The organism is Rhizobium sp. 10N427 (assembly GCF_056394605.1).
The window spans coordinates 224,546-241,414 of sequence record NZ_JBFTID010000004.1 but is presented as its reverse complement, the minus strand read 5'-3'; the positions used below and the strand labels follow the sequence as shown (position 1 = coordinate 241,414).

General features: G+C 61.5%; 19 protein-coding genes. 3 read left to right on the top strand and 16 right to left on the bottom strand.

Annotation, left to right across the window (positions count from 1 at the left end):
• Positions 1-98: 98 nt before the first annotated feature.
• Complete coding sequence (locus AC1DIJ_RS10945) at positions 99-776, bottom strand: glutathione S-transferase family protein (protein WP_112385157.1); 678 nt, start codon at positions 774-776, stop codon at positions 99-101.
• A 74-nt stretch (positions 777-850) separates the two neighbouring features.
• On the opposite strand from AC1DIJ_RS10945, the gene AC1DIJ_RS10940 reads away from it, so the two are divergent.
• Positions 851-1,294: a MarR family winged helix-turn-helix transcriptional regulator gene (locus AC1DIJ_RS10940; protein WP_162705918.1), complete on the top strand. Its 444-nt coding sequence runs from the start codon at positions 851-853 to the stop codon at positions 1,292-1,294.
• Here AC1DIJ_RS10940 and ybaK read toward each other — a convergent pair.
• From ybaK to AC1DIJ_RS10920, 4 genes are all read right to left on the bottom strand, one after another.
• On the bottom strand, positions 1,291-1,764 hold the full coding sequence (gene ybaK / locus AC1DIJ_RS10935) for a Cys-tRNA(Pro) deacylase (RefSeq protein WP_112385159.1): 474 nt from the start codon (positions 1,762-1,764) through the stop codon (positions 1,291-1,293). The two genes, AC1DIJ_RS10940 and ybaK, sit on opposite strands and share 4 nt — an antisense overlap.
• A gap of 2 nt (positions 1,765-1,766) precedes the next feature.
• Positions 1,767-2,117, bottom strand: coding sequence for an ArsC family reductase (locus AC1DIJ_RS10930; RefSeq protein ID WP_112385160.1), 351 nt, complete (start codon positions 2,115-2,117; stop codon positions 1,767-1,769).
• Positions 2,118-2,119: 2 nt separating this feature from the next.
• The gene (locus AC1DIJ_RS10925) at positions 2,120-3,178 is read right to left on the bottom strand and encodes a M14 family zinc carboxypeptidase (protein WP_112385161.1); all 1,059 of its coding nucleotides are present in this window, start codon (positions 3,176-3,178) and stop codon (positions 2,120-2,122) included.
• Positions 3,179-3,255: 77 nt separating this feature from the next.
• Positions 3,256-3,729, bottom strand: a complete 474-nt coding sequence (locus AC1DIJ_RS10920; protein ID WP_162702622.1) for a 2'-5' RNA ligase family protein — start codon at positions 3,727-3,729, stop codon at positions 3,256-3,258.
• A gap of 324 nt (positions 3,730-4,053) precedes the next feature.
• On the opposite strand from AC1DIJ_RS10920, the gene AC1DIJ_RS10915 reads away from it, so the two are divergent.
• A complete protein-coding gene (locus AC1DIJ_RS10915; protein WP_112385163.1) occupies positions 4,054-4,617 on the top strand; it encodes a methylated-DNA--[protein]-cysteine S-methyltransferase in 564 nt (187 codons plus the stop codon).
• A gap of 64 nt (positions 4,618-4,681) precedes the next feature.
• Here the strand turns inward: AC1DIJ_RS10915 and AC1DIJ_RS10910 are convergent, their stop codons facing one another.
• Positions 4,682-5,707 (bottom strand): SDR family oxidoreductase, encoded by a 1,026-nt coding sequence (locus AC1DIJ_RS10910; RefSeq protein ID WP_112385164.1) that lies wholly within the window; start codon positions 5,705-5,707, stop codon positions 4,682-4,684.
• 114 nt (positions 5,708-5,821) lie between these two features.
• On the opposite strand from AC1DIJ_RS10910, the gene AC1DIJ_RS10905 reads away from it, so the two are divergent.
• Positions 5,822-6,415 (top strand): TetR/AcrR family transcriptional regulator, encoded by a 594-nt coding sequence (locus tag AC1DIJ_RS10905; protein WP_112385383.1) that lies wholly within the window; start codon positions 5,822-5,824, stop codon positions 6,413-6,415.
• 52 nt (positions 6,416-6,467) lie between these two features.
• Here AC1DIJ_RS10905 and guaA read toward each other — a convergent pair whose 3' ends face one another.
• The 10 genes from guaA to AC1DIJ_RS10855 all read right to left on the bottom strand — a co-directional run bounded on the left by guaA (position 6,468) and on the right by AC1DIJ_RS10855 (position 16,799).
• On the bottom strand, positions 6,468-8,030 hold the full coding sequence (gene guaA, locus AC1DIJ_RS10900; protein ID WP_112385165.1) for a glutamine-hydrolyzing GMP synthase: 1,563 nt from the start codon (positions 8,028-8,030) through the stop codon (positions 6,468-6,470).
• Between the two features lie 94 nt (positions 8,031-8,124).
• Positions 8,125-8,763, bottom strand: a complete 639-nt coding sequence (locus tag AC1DIJ_RS10895) for a 5'-methylthioadenosine/S-adenosylhomocysteine nucleosidase (protein WP_112385166.1) — start codon at positions 8,761-8,763, stop codon at positions 8,125-8,127.
• Entirely contained in the window at positions 8,760-9,209 is a 450-nt protein-coding gene (locus tag AC1DIJ_RS10890) for a PaaI family thioesterase (RefSeq protein ID WP_112385167.1), read from the bottom strand. The genes AC1DIJ_RS10895 and AC1DIJ_RS10890 overlap by 4 nt, the downstream gene beginning before the upstream one ends.
• A 68-nt stretch (positions 9,210-9,277) precedes the next feature.
• Complete coding sequence (locus AC1DIJ_RS10885) at positions 9,278-9,730, bottom strand: TspO/MBR family protein (RefSeq protein ID WP_112385168.1); 453 nt, start codon at positions 9,728-9,730, stop codon at positions 9,278-9,280.
• Between the two features lie 40 nt (positions 9,731-9,770).
• Positions 9,771-10,862 carry a DUF1513 domain-containing protein gene (locus tag AC1DIJ_RS10880; RefSeq protein ID WP_112385384.1) on the bottom strand — a complete coding sequence of 364 codons (1,092 nt, stop codon included), beginning with the start codon at positions 10,860-10,862 and terminating at the stop codon, positions 9,771-9,773.
• A 5-nt stretch (positions 10,863-10,867) separates the two neighbouring features.
• Complete coding sequence (locus AC1DIJ_RS10875; protein ID WP_112385169.1) at positions 10,868-11,962, bottom strand: imelysin family protein; 1,095 nt, start codon at positions 11,960-11,962, stop codon at positions 10,868-10,870.
• The gene (locus AC1DIJ_RS10870) at positions 11,962-13,500 is read right to left on the bottom strand and encodes a di-heme oxidoredictase family protein (protein WP_112385170.1); all 1,539 of its coding nucleotides are present in this window, start codon (positions 13,498-13,500) and stop codon (positions 11,962-11,964) included. Before AC1DIJ_RS10870 ends, AC1DIJ_RS10875 begins: the two co-directional genes overlap by 1 nt.
• A gap of 46 nt (positions 13,501-13,546) precedes the next feature.
• Positions 13,547-14,824 carry an imelysin family protein gene (locus tag AC1DIJ_RS10865; RefSeq protein ID WP_112385171.1) on the bottom strand — a complete coding sequence of 426 codons (1,278 nt, stop codon included), beginning with the start codon at positions 14,822-14,824 and terminating at the stop codon, positions 13,547-13,549.
• Between the two features lie 176 nt (positions 14,825-15,000).
• Positions 15,001-16,290 carry an RsmB/NOP family class I SAM-dependent RNA methyltransferase gene (locus tag AC1DIJ_RS10860; protein WP_112385172.1) on the bottom strand — a complete coding sequence of 430 codons (1,290 nt, stop codon included), beginning with the start codon at positions 16,288-16,290 and terminating at the stop codon, positions 15,001-15,003.
• A gap of 140 nt (positions 16,291-16,430) precedes the next feature.
• Positions 16,431-16,799 (bottom strand): septal ring lytic transglycosylase RlpA family protein, encoded by a 369-nt coding sequence (locus AC1DIJ_RS10855; RefSeq protein WP_112385173.1) that lies wholly within the window; start codon positions 16,797-16,799, stop codon positions 16,431-16,433.
• Positions 16,800-16,869: the final 70 nt, after the last annotated feature.

Genomic DNA, 16,869 nt, shown 5'->3' with positions numbered 1-16,869 from the left:
GGTCGCGACCTCCTGATAAATTGCAGGCAGCAGACTTAGACCCGTTTGCGGCGAAAATGAAGCTCGATGCATCGAATTCGCCGCTTGAGAATGTGGCCCTAGGCAGCCGCTTGCCGAAGCAGTGCCGACTGATGCTTTTCAAGAAATGCCATCAACCTTTCCGGATAATCGGGTGCGGCCGCCGCGCGCACGCTGGGGCGTTTCGCAAGTTCGCTACGCCATGCCTGCACCTTCGGCAGCCCGTTGAAGATATTGCTTTCGCCGAGCGTATCGAAAACGTCGAAATACCGGAAAATCGGTGCGAAGACGGCATCGACCAGGCTGAAAAGATCGCCAGCGAAAAACGGGCCGGCCGAGAGTTCCGCCTCGATGGTTTTGAATTTCCCGGCAATCACCTTGCGCTTGTCTTCCAGCTGCCGTGCATCGCTTGTCGTCTCATAGGTCCAGAGATCGGAGAGGATAGACGAGCCGAACTCCATCCAGCCGCGATGCCGCGCGCGCAGCAACGCATCGCCGGGATGCAGTCTCGGACCCGGCTGTGTTTCGTCCAGATATTCGCAGATTACAGCGCTTTCGAAGAGCGCTGTCTGTTCGCCATCGTCCTCGATGAGCAGCAGCGGAACCTTGCCGAGCGGCGAGATCTTCGAAAACCACTCGGGCTTGTTGTCGAGGTCGATGACAACACGGTCGAAGGGGACGCCCTTTTCGCTGAGCGCGATCGCGGCGCGCTGCACATAAGGGCAGAGATGGTGCGAGATGAGGGTGAGCTTCTGCATCGGTATCTCCATTATAGATGCAATTGCATATAAATACGCTTGCGGCATCCGTCAAGATAGATGTAATTGCATCCATGCCGGAGAAAACCACCCCATCAGATGCCGTTACCGAAGCGTGGATCGGTATCATGCGTGCGCAGCAGAAATTGCTTTTGGCAATCGAGGCCGACCTGAAACAGGCGGGCATGCCGCCGCTCGGCTGGTATGATGTCTTGTGGGAACTGGTCCGCGCGCCGGATAGCCGTCTGAGGCCCTTCGAGATCGAGGAGCGCACGCTGCTGGCGCAATACAATCTCTCGCGCCTGATCGACCGGCTCGAACGTGAGGGGCTGGTCGGCCGCCAGACATTTGCGGAGGATGGCCGTGGGCGATGGGTGGTCGTGACCGATGCGGGCCTGGCGCTTCGCGAGCGGATGTGGGTGGTCTATTCGAAGGCGATCGAAAGGCATGTCGGCTCGAAGCTCGACGATGCGTCCGCAAAAGCGCTCGCAGGCCTTTTGAAGAACCTGTCGGCCTAGGCGATCAGCGATGCCGCCTTTGCGTTCAGCGCCTTGAGCGCATCTCCAGGCGCGAGCCTCACCTGCAGCCCGCGCTGCCCGCCGTTCATATAGACCAGGGCTTCTGTCAGCGCTGCTTCCTCAAGGGCCGTCGGCACAAGCTTCTTCTGGCCGAAGGGGCTGATGCCGCCGACATGATACCCGGTCAGCCGTTCGGCATCGGCAGGCTTCATCATGTTCGCGGACTTGCCGCCAAACGCTGCGGCCAGCTTCTTCATGCTCACTTCACGGTCGGATGGGACGACGACGCAGACCGCTTTGCCATCGACTTCGGCCATCAGTGTCTTCAGAACCCGGCGCGGCTCCTCGCCGAGCGCTTCCGCCGCCTGCAGGCCGACGCGTTCGGCGTTCGGATCGTAGTCATAGGTATGGACCGTGAATTCGACGCCCGATTTGGCAAGGACCTGCGTGGCACGCGTCGTCTTCGACATGATCACTTTCCGAATTCGGCAGCGTAGAGATCAGGCTTGAAACCGACAAGCAGCTTGCCGTCATGCTCCAGCACCGGGCGCTTGATCATCGAAGGCTGCTCCAGCATCAGCGCGATCGCTTTGTCGCGCGTCAGGTTCTCGCGATCGGCATCCGGCAGCTTACGGAAGGTTGTTCCTGCACGGTTCAGCACCGTTTCCCATCCGGCCTTGCCGACCCAGTCTTCCAGATGTGCCCGGTCGATGCCCGAGGCCTTATAATCGTGGAAGTCGTAGCCCGCCCCATTCTCCTCGAGCCAGGTGCGGGCTTTCTTCATCGTGTCGCAGTTCTTGATGCCGTAAATCGTCGTTGCCATCGTCAGTCTTCCAGCGTTCCGGCTTTGCGCAGCGCCGTGCTTGGCTCGCCGCAGGCGATCTTCATCAGGTCTGCGCGCCGCCGCACCAGCCGGTCGGACGTGCGCGTCACGATCAAGCCTGCCTGCGGGGCACGGATCTCCGTCTCGCCGTCGGCCATGCCCGGCCGCGTGACGATGGTTGCCAAAAGATCGCCGGCAGCGACCGTCTCGCCGATGTCGCGGTGGAAAAGAAGAGTCCCGGCAACCGGCGTGCGGATCATCTCGATATTGTCGAGCGGCACGGCGGGTCCGGTGAAAGCACCGAGAGGTGCGCTGTCCCTGACCGCCCCGCGGGCGGCAAGGAAGGCGAAGACGCCATCGGCGTCAGCAGATGCCATGTCATGATAGACGTCGCGGCGGCCGCGAAGCTCCACCGTAACGGAGAGCTTGCCGGGCAAGCGGCTGCGCTTCTCGCCGGGCACCTCGTATTTCCAGGCAAAGCCGACGGCCTCTTCGAAAGCCGAGCTTTCGCCATCCGAAAGCAGCACGGCATCCATCGACAGAGCGCTGGCCAGATCGGCCGCCTCGGGCCAGAAGGCCTCGTCGATATAGGCATATTGCAGTGATTCATCGTCGCAATGCAGATCGAGCACCAGATCGGCGCCGAGTGCCATGTGGATCAGCTGCCGCTTCAAGCGATCCGTAGCCGGATACCGGTCGAGATTCTCTACCAGCGTATCGCGGTCGCGCAGCGAAATCAGCGGGAAGTCGCGATTGAAGTTGGTGCGCGACCCGAGATCGAAACGTCCCTGTAGTTCGCCGAAATGGGATTGCGCCGCGCCGATCGGGTTGGCCTGCGGAACGATCGTAATGTCGCTGGCGATCCTTCCGGCATCTTCGGCAGCTCTAAGCTTCCGGCAGAGGAAATGCAGCAGCGCCGTTCCCGGCAGCTCGTTGGCATGCAGAGCCGCCTGAATGTAGATCCGCGGCGCATGCGGATCGCTGCCCTTGAAATGCAGCACCGGCAGGCGCCATTCGATGCCCGGCGTATCGCCAGGAATGATGATCTCGGTCGTATCCATGTCAGCACTCCGCAAAATCTGCTGGCAGCAGCTTTAAGCAACTCCGCCGCACTGGCGCAAGCGTCAATAGGGGCGTCTCATCCAAGCAGCGGCCATTCTTCGATATCCACATGCCGGCCTTCGCCGACGAGGCTGTTGACCAGCACGAAAGACTTCGCCGTCCAGACGATCGGCTCCGAAAGGATCGTTTCGGGCACGCTGCGATAATCATAGAGCAGCGTCATATGCGGCTCGAGTTTCGGCTGGACCCTGACGCTGACGCCGCGGTTGAGCAGCGACAGGGCGAGCTGCGCATGCAACGAGAGAACCTCCTGCCGCCCTTCGTCTGCCCGCAGAACCAGTGCCGGCTTGCCCTGGCGAAAACTCACGGCGCGCCGGAAGGTCAGCTTGAAGGGGCGCATTCTGACGGCAGCGGCGGCCGCCAAACCATCGAACAGCATGCTCGGCGGGATCGCATCCCACTCGCCGAGATGGCAGAGCGAGACATGAAGCAGGCGCTTGGGTTTCGGCTTCTCCCGTAAGCCGAAACGCCGCCGCAGATCACCCGCCATGCGCCTCGTCTGCTCTGCCGCCCGCTCGTCGGGGCGCAGCGCGAAGTAGACATTGCAAGGCTTTCGATCCGGTCCGCCGTGACTCGGCGCCGGCCCCGACGCACGGTCAAACGAAAATTCCGTCTGGTTTTGAGCAACCATCTCCAACCGGCAACCGCCGCCTCCTCATGAAGGACCAGAGGCTAGCAACAAGGGCAGGAATTGACAAGAACAAAAAGAGAACAAATAATCGGGCTGTTGAGATGACGGTTGCGCGCAAGAATCGGGTTGAAGGCCGGGCGCAGGCATACGATCTTTGGGGCAGTCAATCACGGAGGTTGCGTCATGAGCGAGGCAACGCATCACTACTGCATTTTTCAGACCGCCGGCGGCTATTGCGGCATCGCCTGGAATGCAGCGGGAATCACCCGCTTCCAGCTGCCGACAAAGGCTGAAAGTTCGACCGAACAGCGTCTACTGAAACGCCTGTCGTCAGGCCTGCGCGCCGATCCGCCGGTTGCGGTCGCGGCGACGATCGAGTCCGTCAAACGCTACTTCGCCGGAGAGACCGTCGATTTCTCGAATGTTGCGCTCGATCTTTCCAATCAGGATGAGTTCTTCCGGGAAATCTACGCCGCCGCACGCCGTGTCGGCTGGGGCAGGACGACGACCTACGGCACGCTCGCAAGGGAACTCGGCCGCGGCCCGGAAGCCGCCCGCGACGTCGGCCAGGCCATGGCGAAAAATCCGGTTGCGCTGATCATCCCCTGCCACCGCGTCCTCGCCGCCGGCGGAAAGCTCGGCGGTTTCTCCGCGCCTGGCGGGTCGAACTCCAAAGCGAAGATGCTGGAACTGGAGGGTGTCAACCTCGGTCCGCCTGAACCGGCCCAACAGTCGCTGGGGTTTTAGGCAGCGAGAGGGGTTCTGCTCCCATCTGCCTTTCGAGTTTACGGCGGGATCTGCTCATCGGCAATCAGGTTTTGACAAGGCCCAACCTTAGCAGACTTTCGGCGCTGGCCACAATTGCCTCTTCTCGCGAGCGAGGCGTCCAGCCGAGCAGGCGTTCTGCCTTTTCTCCGCTGGCGTCCAGCTTGGCCCCCAGAAGCGGCAGGAGACCTTTCATTGCTGGGTTGGCGAGAGCCATCGAACGCACGAGTATGTTTGGCAACACACGCGTCGAGACACGGCTAGCAGCCATGCCCATACGCTCTTTAAGCAGCTTAGCAATTTCCGCCAGCCAAAGCCCTTCGCCTGAGGTGGCCAGGAAGCGTTCGCCGTTTGCAGCAGGATCGGTCATGGCACGCAGATGCAGGTCGGCGACATCCCGCACATCGACCACGCAGGTCTTGATCTTCGGGTATCCGGGCTGACCCTCCAGCATTTCTCTGATCGTGCGGATCGAATGCGAATAATCCGGCCCCAGCGCCGGTCCGAGTACCATGGTGGGGTTGACAGACGCGAGCTCCAGCCCGCGGCCTTCGTTGGCAATGAAGTCCCATGACGCCCGTTCGGCAAGGGTCTTCGATTTCTGGTAGGGCGCGACGTTTCCGGTCAGATCGGTCCAGTCGGTCTCGACGAAGGGGCGGGCGAGCGGCTTGTGCCCAGCGCCGATTGCTCCAAACGCCGAGGTGAGCACAACCCGCTTTACGCCCGAATCGCGCGAAGCACGTAGAACGCGGAGGTTGCCATCGACTGCAGGCTTGATCCATTCTTCCTCGCTAGCATAGGTTCCGGAGGGCGTGGGTGAAGCGCCGTGAAAAGCGTAGGTGCAGCCAGTTGTCGCTTCCGCCCATCCATCGTCGGAACTGAGATCAGTGGCAACGAAAGACAGCCGCTCGCCGGGCTCGACACCACCGGCTTTCAGGTTGGCTCGCACTTCTGCCTCGCGCGACAACGATCGCACGGTTGTTCTGACACGGTAACCGGAATTGATCAGCGCGATGATGCAGTGTTGTGCGATAAAGCCGGTTCCGCCCGTGACGAGGACAAGTTCGTCCATATGAAACTCCTGAGGATATTGAGCGATCGGCGTTATAGGGTACGAACGGATCGCGGTTGTGACATTCGATATACGACCGTATACTGAATTTCGAATTAAGTCTACAGGTGTATGATGAAATCAACGCAGCCGCCCAATAGCCGCGCCGCCAAGGCCGACGCGACACGTGCCGCGATCCTCGCATCGGCGCGAAGAGCCTTTGCGGAACATGGTTATGACGGTGCGGGCCTGCGTGGCATCGCTGAAGCAGCGGGTGTCACCGCGATGATGGTCGGACGCTATTTCGGATCGAAGGAGGGTTTGTTCGGTGAGGTGGTCACCGACACGATGCGGGATCCGATCATCCTGTCACAGGACAATCTGAAGCGGGCCGAGTTATCCCGCGCCTTTGCGGAAGCGCTCGTCGGGGTCACAACCCAAGGCAAGGTGCCGCTTGACGGATTTCTGATCCTGTTTCGCTCTACTGCAAGTGCGACAGCGGCGCGAATTGCCCGTGAGCGCATCGCCAAAGTGCATCACGCGGCCGCGACCGGGGCCATTTCAGGGGACCACGCTTCGGAGCGTGCAGCTCTATTTCTGGCGGTTGTTGCGGGCGTGCAGATGATGCGACAGATGCTCGAACTTGAACCGCTGACGAAAGCGGAACCGGCTTTGCTCGTCGAACTACTGACGCCGGTCATTGCAAGCCTGATCGAACCGAAGAAATAGTCGCTTCCGATCAGGCTCGAAACGATCTAATCGAAAGCAAGGGCGTTCTCTCTCACTCCCACTCGATCGTGCCGGGCGGCTTGCTCGTCACATCATACACGACGCGGTTGATACCGCGGACTTCGTTGATGATGCGAGTGGCGGCGCGACCGAGGAATTCCATGTCGTAGTGGTAGAAGTCCGCCGTCATGCCATCGACCGAGGTCACGGCGCGCAGCGCGCAGACGAATTCGTAGGTGCGGCCGTCGCCCATGACGCCGACGGTCTGGACCGGCAGCAGCACCGCGAAAGCCTGCCAGATCGCGTCGTAGAGACCGGCCTTGCGGATTTCGTCGAGATAGATGGCGTCGGCTTCGCGCAGGATCTCCAGCTTTTCGCGGGTGATGCCGCCCGGGCAGCGAATGGCTAGGCCTGGACCCGGGAAGGGGTGGCGGCCGATGAAGCTATCCGGCAGGCCGAGCTCCTTGCCGAGCACGCGCACTTCGTCCTTGAAGAGTTCGCGCAGCGGCTCGACGAGCCGCATGTTCATGCGCTCGGGCAGGCCGCCGACATTGTGGTGCGACTTGATCGTCACCGACGGGCCGCCCGTGAAGGAGACGCTTTCGATCACGTCAGGGTAGAGTGTGCCCTGGCCGAGGAAATCTGCGCCGCCGAGCTTCTTAGCCTCTTCCTCGAAGGTCTCGATGAACAGGCGGCCGATGATCTTGCGCTTCGTCTCGGGATCGGAAACGCCCTCGAGCTCACCAATGAACCTGTCGGACGCGTCGACGTGGATCAGGTGCAGATTGTAGTGTTCGCGGAACATGGCGACGACATTCGCCGCCTCGTCCTTGCGCATCAGGCCGTGATCAACAAGCACGCAGGTCAGCTTGTCGCCGATCGCCTCGTGGATCAAGAGGGCCGCAACGGAGCTGTCGACGCCGCCGGAGAGGGCGCAGAGCACGCGCTTGTCGCCGATCTGCTCGCGGATCGTATCGACGGCCTTCTGGCGGTAGGCCGACATCGACCAGTCGCCCTTGATGCCGGCGATGTTGTGAATGAAGTTGCCGATCAGCTTGGCGCCATCGGGTGTATGCACCACTTCCGGGTGGAACTGCACGCCGTAATATTTGCGCTTCTCGTCGGCAATGAAGGCATAAGGCGCGTTCGGCGAGGTTGCCACGACCTTGAAGCCATCAGGCAGCGCGGTAACGCGGTCACCATGGCTCATCCAGACCTGGTGGCGCGAACCCTTCGACCAGAGGCCCTCGAACAGCTTACTGTCCTCATCGACCTCAAGGAAGGCGCGGCCGAATTCGCGATGATGGCCGCTTTCGACCTTGCCGCCGAGCTGCATGCACATCGTCTGCTGGCCGTAGCAGATGCCGAAGACAGGAAGACCGCTGTCGAAAATGACCTGCGGCGCACGGGGCGAGCCTTCATCGACCGTCGAGGCCGGGCTGCCGGACAGGATCACGGCTTTCGGCTGGAGGCGCTTGAAGCCCTCTTCGGCGGACTGGAAGGGAACGATCTCGCAGTAGACGCCCGCTTCGCGCACACGGCGCGCGATCAGCTGGGTTACCTGGCTGCCGAAATCGACGATGAGAACGCTGTCGGGATGTGCTGTCTGGGTCATGGCGAGCCTTTAATGAATAGCACCCGGTCTTGCAATGCGGGAAATCACGGCCTGGCCGATTTTATTGTCCCGATTGTCCCTGCCTGCAAGGCTTTCAGAACCAGAAGACACCGTCTTCCAGCGCTGTAAAGAGGCTGTCCACGGCGTAGGAAAGCTTGCGGTCGATGACGTGCAGGTATTCGGTCCAGCCGGAAATATGCTGCAATTCCTCGATGCCGTCGGAAATGCCGCGCAGCCCGATCAGCGGCAGATTATATCCCTGGCAGGCCCGCAGGATCGCGAAGGTTTCCATATCGACCATATCGGCGTCGATCGTCTGATAGGCGGCACCTGAGATGACGTTGCCGCCGGTCGACAGCGTCGCCTCGGGAATTCCTGGGATGCGCAGAGGCAGGTCGAGCGTCGCCGGAAGATCGAGAAACGGCGTCTTGCCCTTCTCAAAGCCGAGCGGCGAGGCATCCATGTCGCGATAGGCGACCGAGGAAACCTGATAGACTTCCGTCTGCTCCAGCTTGGCAGAGCCTGCGGACCCCAGCGAGACGACGAGCTGCGGGAGATCGTCGGCGGCGTCAAGCCTCGTCAGCGTCTTGGTCATCGCCACAGCCGCCTCGACGGGGCCGATACCGGTCATCAGCGGTTCGAAGCGCGACTTGAGGAACGGACCATATTCCGCCTCCGCTGCCATCACGAACAGGATCGACTTTCCGGCAACGGATTTCAGTTCGAACTTCATCCGGTAATTCCCTCTCTTCCCCGCACGACCATCATCGTGCCTGTCATCGATGCGATCAGTTTGGCCGGACCGTCGCCGATCGCGTAGCCGCGCCCGTCTGCGACGATGATATTGCTGCCCGGCTTGGTGATCTCTCCGCGGAAGAGGAAACGATCACCGCGTCCTGGAGACATCAGGTTCACCTTGAATTCGATTGTCAGGATCGAGGCATCGGCGTCGATCATCGTGTAGGCGGCGAAACCACAGGCGCTGTCGAGCGCGGCGGAAATGATGCCCGCGTGCAAAATGCCGTGTTGCTGTGTCAGTTTCACGTCGAACGGCAGTTCGATCTCGACGACGCCGTGTTCCACGCGCGTCAGTTCCGCTCCGATCGTTTCCATCGCCGCCTGGCGCGAAAAGCTCTGCCTTATCCGTTCGCGGAAATCACCGTTGTTACCGACGCTCATGCCTTGTCCCCTTCGAGCCGCGAAAGTGGCACGGCGCGCCGGATTCGACAAGGATGCCAAGGGGTAAATCAGTTCAGGTAGGCAATCGAGGCGTTGAGAATTGTCGCAAAGCCGACCCAGGCGGCATAGGGCAGGAAAAGGCTGGCGGATATACGGTCCGATGACCAACGATTGATGATGAAGGCCAGCACCAGCCCGAGCAGGATAACGATGACCACCAGCGCTGCCTTCGGCATCTCGGCGCCGAAGAAGAATGGCGACCAGAGGAAGTTGAAGACCATCTGCCCGGCCCAGATCAGCATGGCTGCCGACAGGTGACCGCGCAGCCAGGTCCGCGCGCCGGCAATACCGATCAGCACGTAGAGGATCGACCAGACGGGACCGAAGATCCAGTTCGGCGGATTGAAGACCGGCTTGGCCAGCGACTGGTACCATTCGCCGGGCAGATTGTTGGTGCCGATCAGCAGGCCGCCGCCGAGGGAGACGGCAATGAAGACGATGTAGGTGAGCGCTTTGTTCATGCCGCAGAGTTAGGGCCGTGGGGCCCGCGGTCCAGCGATGTCAGGCGCCTTTGCGCTGAATTCGGACGATGTGTTGATCCCATGCCACATCGCTCTGGGTCCCAAGGAATTCACCTTCATAGCAAGAGACTGCAAACCCGTGTTCCGCGGGCGCGATACCAGCCGCCTCCGGCAACGCGTCTTCGGAGATCATCCGCCCCGTGCGCCCATCGATGGTGACCGAAACACCCTTCGGCGAGGTGATGCCGATCAGCCGGTCGCCGCGGTTGACGGCAATGGCGCCGACATAGCTGCCGAGCCGCCGCGTCGTCTCTTCGGGCAGGTCGATGAGGGTGAGATCCTCGCCCTTGGAGAAGTGGCCGACCAGTGGCGGAAGATCGCGCCGCGACCCTTCGTACTGGCAGGCAAACCAGACGCGGCCATCCGCATCGAGATCGACATGCCGGGTCGAAACCTGTGCCCATTGCGGCGGCAAGGTGCGCCGCTCGATGAGCGCGCCCGATGCCGCGTCGATCAGCGCCAGAGACGGCTGCATATTGTCGAGATTGAGTTTGGTGCGGCCAAAATCCGGATGTGTCTCGATGCCGCCATTGGCAATGATCAGCATCTTGCCGTCATCGGAAACCGTCATGTCGTGCGGGCCGATGCCATAGGTTTCGTACTCGCCGATCCGGGCGAAGCGATCGGTCGCGTCGTAAAGCCCGATCATGCCGCGATTGGCGTCGAAATCGTTCTCGCTGGCATAGAGGATGCGGCCATCGGGAGAAAAGGCGCCGTGCCCGTAGAAGTGCCGGCCCTCGACCGAGGTGATGACAACGGGCTCTCCCTTGTTCCAGGGATCGAAGATCATCGCATAGATGCCGGGACGGCGGGCAAAGGCCACGGTTCTGCCGGTCGCCTTGCTGAAGGCCATGCCATGCGCACGGGCAGGCAAGGCTACCTGATCGATGATCTCTCCGCGTTCGGTGACCGTCGCCACCGCGAAAGAACCGTCCGCCGCCCGGATACCGGAGGCATAGACGGCGTCGGCGCGCTCGAGCGCAAACAGGCTGCGTGGCTGTAGTGCAGCCAGGAAGGTCACGCCTGCAGCCTTCATGAAGCCGCGGCGATCCATTGCAGCACTACGCCACATCGGCATCAGTCTCCGTCGGAGAAGGAGAAACCGGCCGAAAGGCCGACCGCACCACCGAAATCATCGCTGATACGGGTGATCAGGTCGCGGCTGGTCGCCAGAAACGCATCGAGCTTGGCCTTCTCGGCATCACTGGTCGCGACGTCGATGTCAGGGTTGAGCTTCGGCACGGTGTCGAGCAGCGTTTTGAAATTGGCGTCGATCGCATCGGCAATCGGCTTCTTGTCGGCGGGCAGCAGCTCGGCCATGCCGGCCTTCTGCCAGAGCGTGCGCAGACCTTCGATATTGGCCGTCATCGACTTCCAGGTGTTCTTGGAGCGCCAGTAGATCGCCATGCGCGGGCGCGGTGCCGTGTCCTTGCCCTTGTAGAACTGCTCCAGCCGCTGGTCGCGCACCGTCTCGGCGCCATGGACGAGGATACCGAGCAGTGCTGTGACGGCCTCCTTGTTGTCCATGAAGTCTTCGCTCTCAGGCCCCGGATGCTTCCAGCTCGCCTGCACGCCATCCGGCTTTTCCCAGGCGGCGACGACTTCGCCGGCCTCGCGCTGGATATTGCCGGCAACGGCTGCGCCGTACTGGCAGCGGAAGCCGTTCTTCTGCTTAATCAGGTCTTCCGAACCGTTTCCGTAGAGCACGTATTCCAGCGCCGTCAGGCCCTGTAGTGCAACGCTCTTGCCGGCGATCGCATCGACGGTCGTATCCTTCGGATCGGCCTTGGCAATCAGCGCCTGCACCTGCTTGAGGCCGACGCCCTTGCGATCGGGGAAGAACAGGATGTGTTCGAAGAGGTTGTCGTGAATGACCGGTCCCGTCTGGACGATCTCGATATTCGACCAGTAGCGGATCGTATCGTCGAAGGTCGACTTCGCCTTGTCCAGCGTCTGCTGCGTGCCGTCGGCGCAAAGGTCTTTCATCACCGTCGTTAGCCGGGCGGCTGACTGCTGCATGTTACGGTAGCCCGGGCGGATCACTTCGTCGACGGCGCGGGCCATCACCTGCGGCACGGCATCTTCGTTGAGACCTGAGGGAGGCGCTGCCGTCTGGGCGGCTGCCTGGCCGGCAAGGGCAAGCGAAAGAACGAGAGGCTGCCAAAGGCGCATTACAGGGACTCCAGGAATCTGATCAGGGCCTCTCTATCGTCTTTCGGCAGAGAGGAGAATGCATTGCGGGCTTTTTCTGCTTCGCCGCCATGCCATAGGATCGCCTCGGTGAGGTTCCTGGCGCGGCCGTCATGCAGGAAAAAGCTGTGTCCGCTGACAGTCCGGGTCAGTCCTATACCCCATAGCGGCGGGGTGCGCCATTCACGTCCGCTTGCAAGCCCGACCTGCTGCCCGTCGGCCAGTCCATCGCCCATGTCATGCAGCAGAAAATCGGAATAGGGCCAGATCAGCTCAAAAGATTGAGCTTTTTCAGCCGTATCGCGACGGGTGACGAATTTCGGAATGTGGCAGGAAATGCAGCCGGACTGATAAAATAGCTGCTTGCCGCGCAGCGTATCCGGAAAGCTCGCCTTGCGGCGGGCGGGTACGGCGAGATTGGCGGAGTAGAAGGTCACGAGGTCGAGCACTGGCCCGGGCGCCTCCTCGTTGCCGAGCCGCTTCTGAACGCCCGTCGGCATCTTGCGGCATTTGGTCTCGGCATCCGTGCAGTCGCCATAGGCATCCGGCCGGTCCGGCGTCGAGATGCCGATATCGTTGGCGAAAGCATCGGCGCTCTGGTCGCGTACCGTGGCGTTCTGCGCTTTCCAGCCGAAGCGGCCAATCGCGATGGCGCCGGTGCGGTGATCGCGTGCGATCTGCGCCTTGCCGGCAATGCCGTCGCCGTCGCGATCATCCGGATCGGCATGCGCCAGAATATCGGCAGCCGGTATCGCTTCGATCAGCCCAAGACCAATCATCGCAGGCGCGACGCGCGGCGAGATTGTCGTTCCCGGGTCAAGGGGACCATAGGCGAGGTCAGTGGCGGAGTAGCTGGGCACGCGCAGCGAGACGATTTCGCCGCCATTCAGCGTCACCGGCTTCTCGCTATAGCTGATCGCCATCTTGCCCTCGGCGGCAAGCCCGGGCACGGCTAGATCCTGCAGCTGATGCCCGTAAATGGGATCGGGGAAATTGACTGTTTCGGCGTCGGCGATCGCCTTTTCCTCGGCCGGCGTCTTCGCCGCCCGGGCAAGCCGTAGGAACATCGAGGTGGCGCTGGCGCCACCCTCCGGCGGTTTGCCGCGGCCGTCATTGACGTGGCAGCTCATGCAGGAACGCGCGTTGAACAACGGCCCCAGACCATCGGAGGCCTGCGTGGAGGACGGAGCGGACACCCAGAGCTTCTTGAACAACGCATTGCCGAGCTTGAAGTTTTGCTCTTCCTCGAAGGGAATATTGGCGGAGATATGCGAGAAACTGTCTTCGGTGACGGGATCGATCGACGTCGTTGCCCCGGCCTGCATCGCCTCGTAAGGCTCGGCTTTGGAGAAGTCCAAGGTCGGGCGCGTCACGTCTGCTACCCGCTTCATGTCGGCATCGGAAAGATCGGTCCGCTTCACCGGCAGATCGAAATTGGCGGCGAGGGCGACGGGAAGACCGGCAAGCGTGGCGAGAAGCGCGACGCTGAGATAGAGACGGCGAGCCGGTGGATGGGGCATTTCGGAGTTCGGGCCGCCCTGTTTCAGGACGGCCCGCCTTTATTGCTTACTTGAAGACAGCGTTAGGATTATCCAGGCTGTCCGAACCTTCAAGCTCGACCTTGCCGAGATCGAGTGCGGCAATAACGCGCTGGATCGACTTGGTCTGATCGACGAGGCCGTCGATGGCGGCCTGAACGGTCGCGTTGCCTTCCTTGTTGCCCTCGGCAATCATCTGGTCGTACTTCTCGACCGTCTCGCCGCGCTTGGCCATGGCGTGCATGGCGTCGAGCGTGGTCTTCAGCTTGCCTTCGACTTCCTTGTCGAGCTTCTTGTCTTTCGCAGCCACGAGGTCGTGAAGCGACGGGCCGGTCATCTTCTTGCCGTCGACGCGGGTGTAGTCACCCGTGTAGGCAGCGGCGATACCGATCGCATCGTTGAGGTGCGAGTTGTAGGTGTTGTCGGAGAAGCAATCGTGCTCTTCTTCGGGATCGTGCAGCAGAAGGCCGAGCTTCATGCGCTCGCCGGCAAGCTCGCCGTAGGAGAGCGAACCCATGCCGGTCAGGATGGCGGTGAGGCCAGCCTTGGCATTTTCCTCGACATGCTTGGTGGCAGCGCCATCCGGAGCCCAGTTGTCGGTCATTTCCTGCAGGTCGGAGACCAGCAGGGTGGAGGCCGACTTCAGATACTCGGCGCGGCGGTCGCAATTGCCGTGCGTGCAATTCTTCAGGTCGTAGTCGCTGGCGGGACGTTCGCCGGCACCCGGTCCGGTGCCGTGCAGATCCTGGCCCCAGAGCAAGAATTCGATGGCGTGGTAGCCGGTCGCAACGTTTGCCTCGACGCCGCCTGCTTCAGCCAGCGTGCCGGAGAGGAACTCGGGCGTCAACTTGGATGCATCGACATCCTTGCCGTTGATCTTGATCGTCTTGTTGGCGATGACGTTGGCAACGTAGAGCGAGTTCTCGTCGCTTTCGGTGCCGTAGGAGGCGTCGACATAGTCGATCAGGCCTTCGTCGAGCGGCCAGGCGTTCACCTTGCCTTCCCAATCGTCAACGATCGGGTTGCCAAAGCGGTAGACTTCCGTCTGCTGATAGGGAACGCGTGCCTTGATCCAGGCGTCGCGGGCAGCCTTCAGCGTCTCGTCGGTCGGCGTCTTCAGGAAGGCGTCGATCGCTGCATCGAGCGTCTTCGCCGTGGTCAGCGAGTCCTCGTATTTCGCATGCGCGACTTCGGTATAATACTTGACGACTTCGGCAGCCTTCGGGGCTGCTGCGAGAGCCGGAGCGGCGGATAGGGGGGCTACCGCCAGCGCCAGTGCTGCGCAGACATTCTTGTTGAGCTTCATGGTCCTCTCCTTGACGGATATCCGTCTGAAATGCCCAAGTCTCATCGCCCAAAAGCAAACTGGTGTCAAACACTCTAGTTTGGAATGGTTTTAAGGATCGAATGTGCTAAAACGTCCGCGTTTCAAAAACGCGTTCGGCGGTGGCATGGATATCTCACGCGAGTGCTGAAAGCACCTTACGCCTTGCGCTGCATCCGGCAGAAAAAGAAGCCATCGGTATCCGTCGATGCCGGCGTCAGCGTGATGGTCTGCTGGTCGGAGGAGCGCGGTTGCGGCGCGTCCGCACCAAACAGGTGCTTCCAGGCGGGCAGGGCGCTGGCGATCGAGAATTCCGGGTTATCGGCGGTGAACTTGCGGACCTGTTCCTCGTTCTCCTGCGGCAACACCGAGCAGGTCACATAGATCAGTTCGCCACCAGGACGCACAAAGGCGCTGGCCTGGGTCAGCGCGTCTTGCTGCTGGCTCGTGCGCTCGTCGAGATTCTTGGCGGTCAGCCGCCACTTGGTGTCCGGGCGGCGGCGCCAGGTGCCGGTGCCGGTGCAGGGCGCATCGACCAGAACCTTGTCGCAGCGGTCCTTGAGACTTGCGAGCGCTCTCGCGTCGTCATGAACCTGGACATTGCGCGTTCCTGCCCGCTTCAGCCGCTCGATGATCGGCGCAAGGCGCTTGCGATCGGCGTCATAGGCGTGGACTTGACCCTTGTTATGCATGGCTGCCGACATGGCGAGCGTCTTGCCGCCACCGCCGGCGCAATAATCGAGAACCTGCTCACCGTCCTTCGGCAGCACCAGATCGGCGACGATCTGCGATCCTTCGTCCTGAACTTCGAACCAGCCCTTCTGGAACGAAAGCTCGGCCGTGACGTTTGGAAGTCTTGAGGCGCCTTCGCCGGCCGGTATGCGCATGCCGTAGCGGGCGATCTTGGCATCCTGCGCGCCTGCGCGTTCCAGCGCCTTCACGGCCTTCTCGCGGCTGGCCTTCAGGATATTGGCGCGCAGGTCGAGTGTCGGGCGGGCGGCAAGCGCCTGGGCCTCGGCAAGCCAACTACCGCCGAAGGCAGTCTCGAAGGACGGCTGCACCCATTCGGATATGTCGCCCTGTATATGCGCGGGAGCAGACGAAAGATCGCGGCTTGCGAAAGCGGTGGCAGCCGCATCCGGCAGTTCCGGCGGCGCAAACTTGTCGCCGGAAAGTTCGGCTGCGAGGCTTTCCTGTGTAAAGCCCCACTGACGCAGCATCACCGCGTAGGCAAGAGCCAAGGGGCTGTCGTCATCCATCAGGAAAGCATGCGAGAGCCGCATGCGCAGGGCGTCATAGACGATGTTGCCGATCGCGGCGCGGTCGCCGGACCCGGCAAAGCGGTGCGCCAGGCCCCAGTCCTTGAGAGCGTCGGCGACAGGTCTCTTTCGCTGCTCGATGTCAGCCAGAACCGAAATCGCCCCTTCGAGGCGGCCGCCCAAACGCATTCACAAGTCTCCTGTTGCCAACGGCTTGTGAACGATCCGCGGGAAAGAAAACGGATGCAGCGGATAATTCACAAGTCTCAAGCGCGTGGTAAACGCGATTGACGGCAAGAGCAAGCGCCTCGGCGCAAGCAGATGGACGCCTAGCGGGAGGCGACGACTTCGTAGCAGACCTTGGCGGTGCCGGAGCTGACCATGCCGATGTTCTGAGCGGCGGCACGGGAAAGATCGAGGACGCGGCCGCGAATGAAGGGGCCACGGTCATTGACGCGAACGATGACCGTACGGCCATTGTTGCGGTTGGTGACCTTCAGCTTGGTACCGAACTTCAGCGAGCGATGTGCAGCAGTCAGTGTGGCGGGGTTCATGCGTTCGCCGGAAGCTGTTTTGGAGTGCAGTGCGTACCACGAAGCACCACCACATCCGGCTGCAGCAAATCCTTCGGCAGGAAGGATGAAAGAACAGGCTGCAATCGCCGCGGCAGTGATTAGAGAACGGCTGGTTTTCCTCAAAACGGAGTATCCCTCAACTATTGAACTTGCGCCTTGGGGGCGGTGAGGGCTTGAATCCGCTCAAAAGTGG

Bases quoted from the DNA above. Each gene is read 5' to 3' on its own strand.
- AC1DIJ_RS10875 (WP_112385169.1), bottom strand. From the start codon at position 11,962: ATGCGCCTTTGGCAGCCTCTCGTTCTTTCGCTTGCCCTTGCCGGCCAG.
- AC1DIJ_RS10865 (WP_112385171.1), bottom strand. From the start codon at position 14,824: ATGAAGCTCAACAAGAATGTCTGCGCAGCACTGGCGCTGGCGGTAGCC.
- AC1DIJ_RS10930 (WP_112385160.1), bottom strand. From the start codon at position 2,117: ATGGCAACGACGATTTACGGCATCAAGAACTGCGACACGATGAAGAAA.
- AC1DIJ_RS10925 (WP_112385161.1), bottom strand. From the start codon at position 3,178: ATGGATACGACCGAGATCATCATTCCTGGCGATACGCCGGGCATCGAA.
- AC1DIJ_RS10920 (WP_162702622.1), bottom strand. From the start codon at position 3,729: ATGGCGGGTGATCTGCGGCGGCGTTTCGGCTTACGGGAGAAGCCGAAA.
- AC1DIJ_RS10885 (WP_112385168.1), bottom strand. From the start codon at position 9,730: ATGAACAAAGCGCTCACCTACATCGTCTTCATTGCCGTCTCCCTCGGC.
- AC1DIJ_RS10880 (WP_112385384.1), bottom strand. From the start codon at position 10,862: ATGTGGCGTAGTGCTGCAATGGATCGCCGCGGCTTCATGAAGGCTGCA.
- AC1DIJ_RS10940 (WP_162705918.1), top strand. From the start codon at position 851: ATGCCGGAGAAAACCACCCCATCAGATGCCGTTACCGAAGCGTGGATC.
- guaA (WP_112385165.1), bottom strand. From the start codon at position 8,030: ATGACCCAGACAGCACATCCCGACAGCGTTCTCATCGTCGATTTCGGC.
- ybaK (WP_112385159.1), bottom strand. From the start codon at position 1,764: ATGTCGAAGACGACGCGTGCCACGCAGGTCCTTGCCAAATCGGGCGTC.
- AC1DIJ_RS10915 (WP_112385163.1), top strand. From the start codon at position 4,054: ATGAGCGAGGCAACGCATCACTACTGCATTTTTCAGACCGCCGGCGGC.
- AC1DIJ_RS10945 (WP_112385157.1), bottom strand. From the start codon at position 776: ATGCAGAAGCTCACCCTCATCTCGCACCATCTCTGCCCTTATGTGCAG.
- AC1DIJ_RS10860 (WP_112385172.1), bottom strand. From the start codon at position 16,290: ATGCGTTTGGGCGGCCGCCTCGAAGGGGCGATTTCGGTTCTGGCTGAC.
- AC1DIJ_RS10890 (WP_112385167.1), bottom strand. From the start codon at position 9,209: ATGAGCGTCGGTAACAACGGTGATTTCCGCGAACGGATAAGGCAGAGC.
- AC1DIJ_RS10895 (WP_112385166.1), bottom strand. From the start codon at position 8,763: ATGAAGTTCGAACTGAAATCCGTTGCCGGAAAGTCGATCCTGTTCGTG.
- AC1DIJ_RS10905 (WP_112385383.1), top strand. From the start codon at position 5,822: ATGAAATCAACGCAGCCGCCCAATAGCCGCGCCGCCAAGGCCGACGCG.
- AC1DIJ_RS10870 (WP_112385170.1), bottom strand. From the start codon at position 13,500: ATGCCCCATCCACCGGCTCGCCGTCTCTATCTCAGCGTCGCGCTTCTC.
- AC1DIJ_RS10910 (WP_112385164.1), bottom strand. From the start codon at position 5,707: ATGGACGAACTTGTCCTCGTCACGGGCGGAACCGGCTTTATCGCACAA.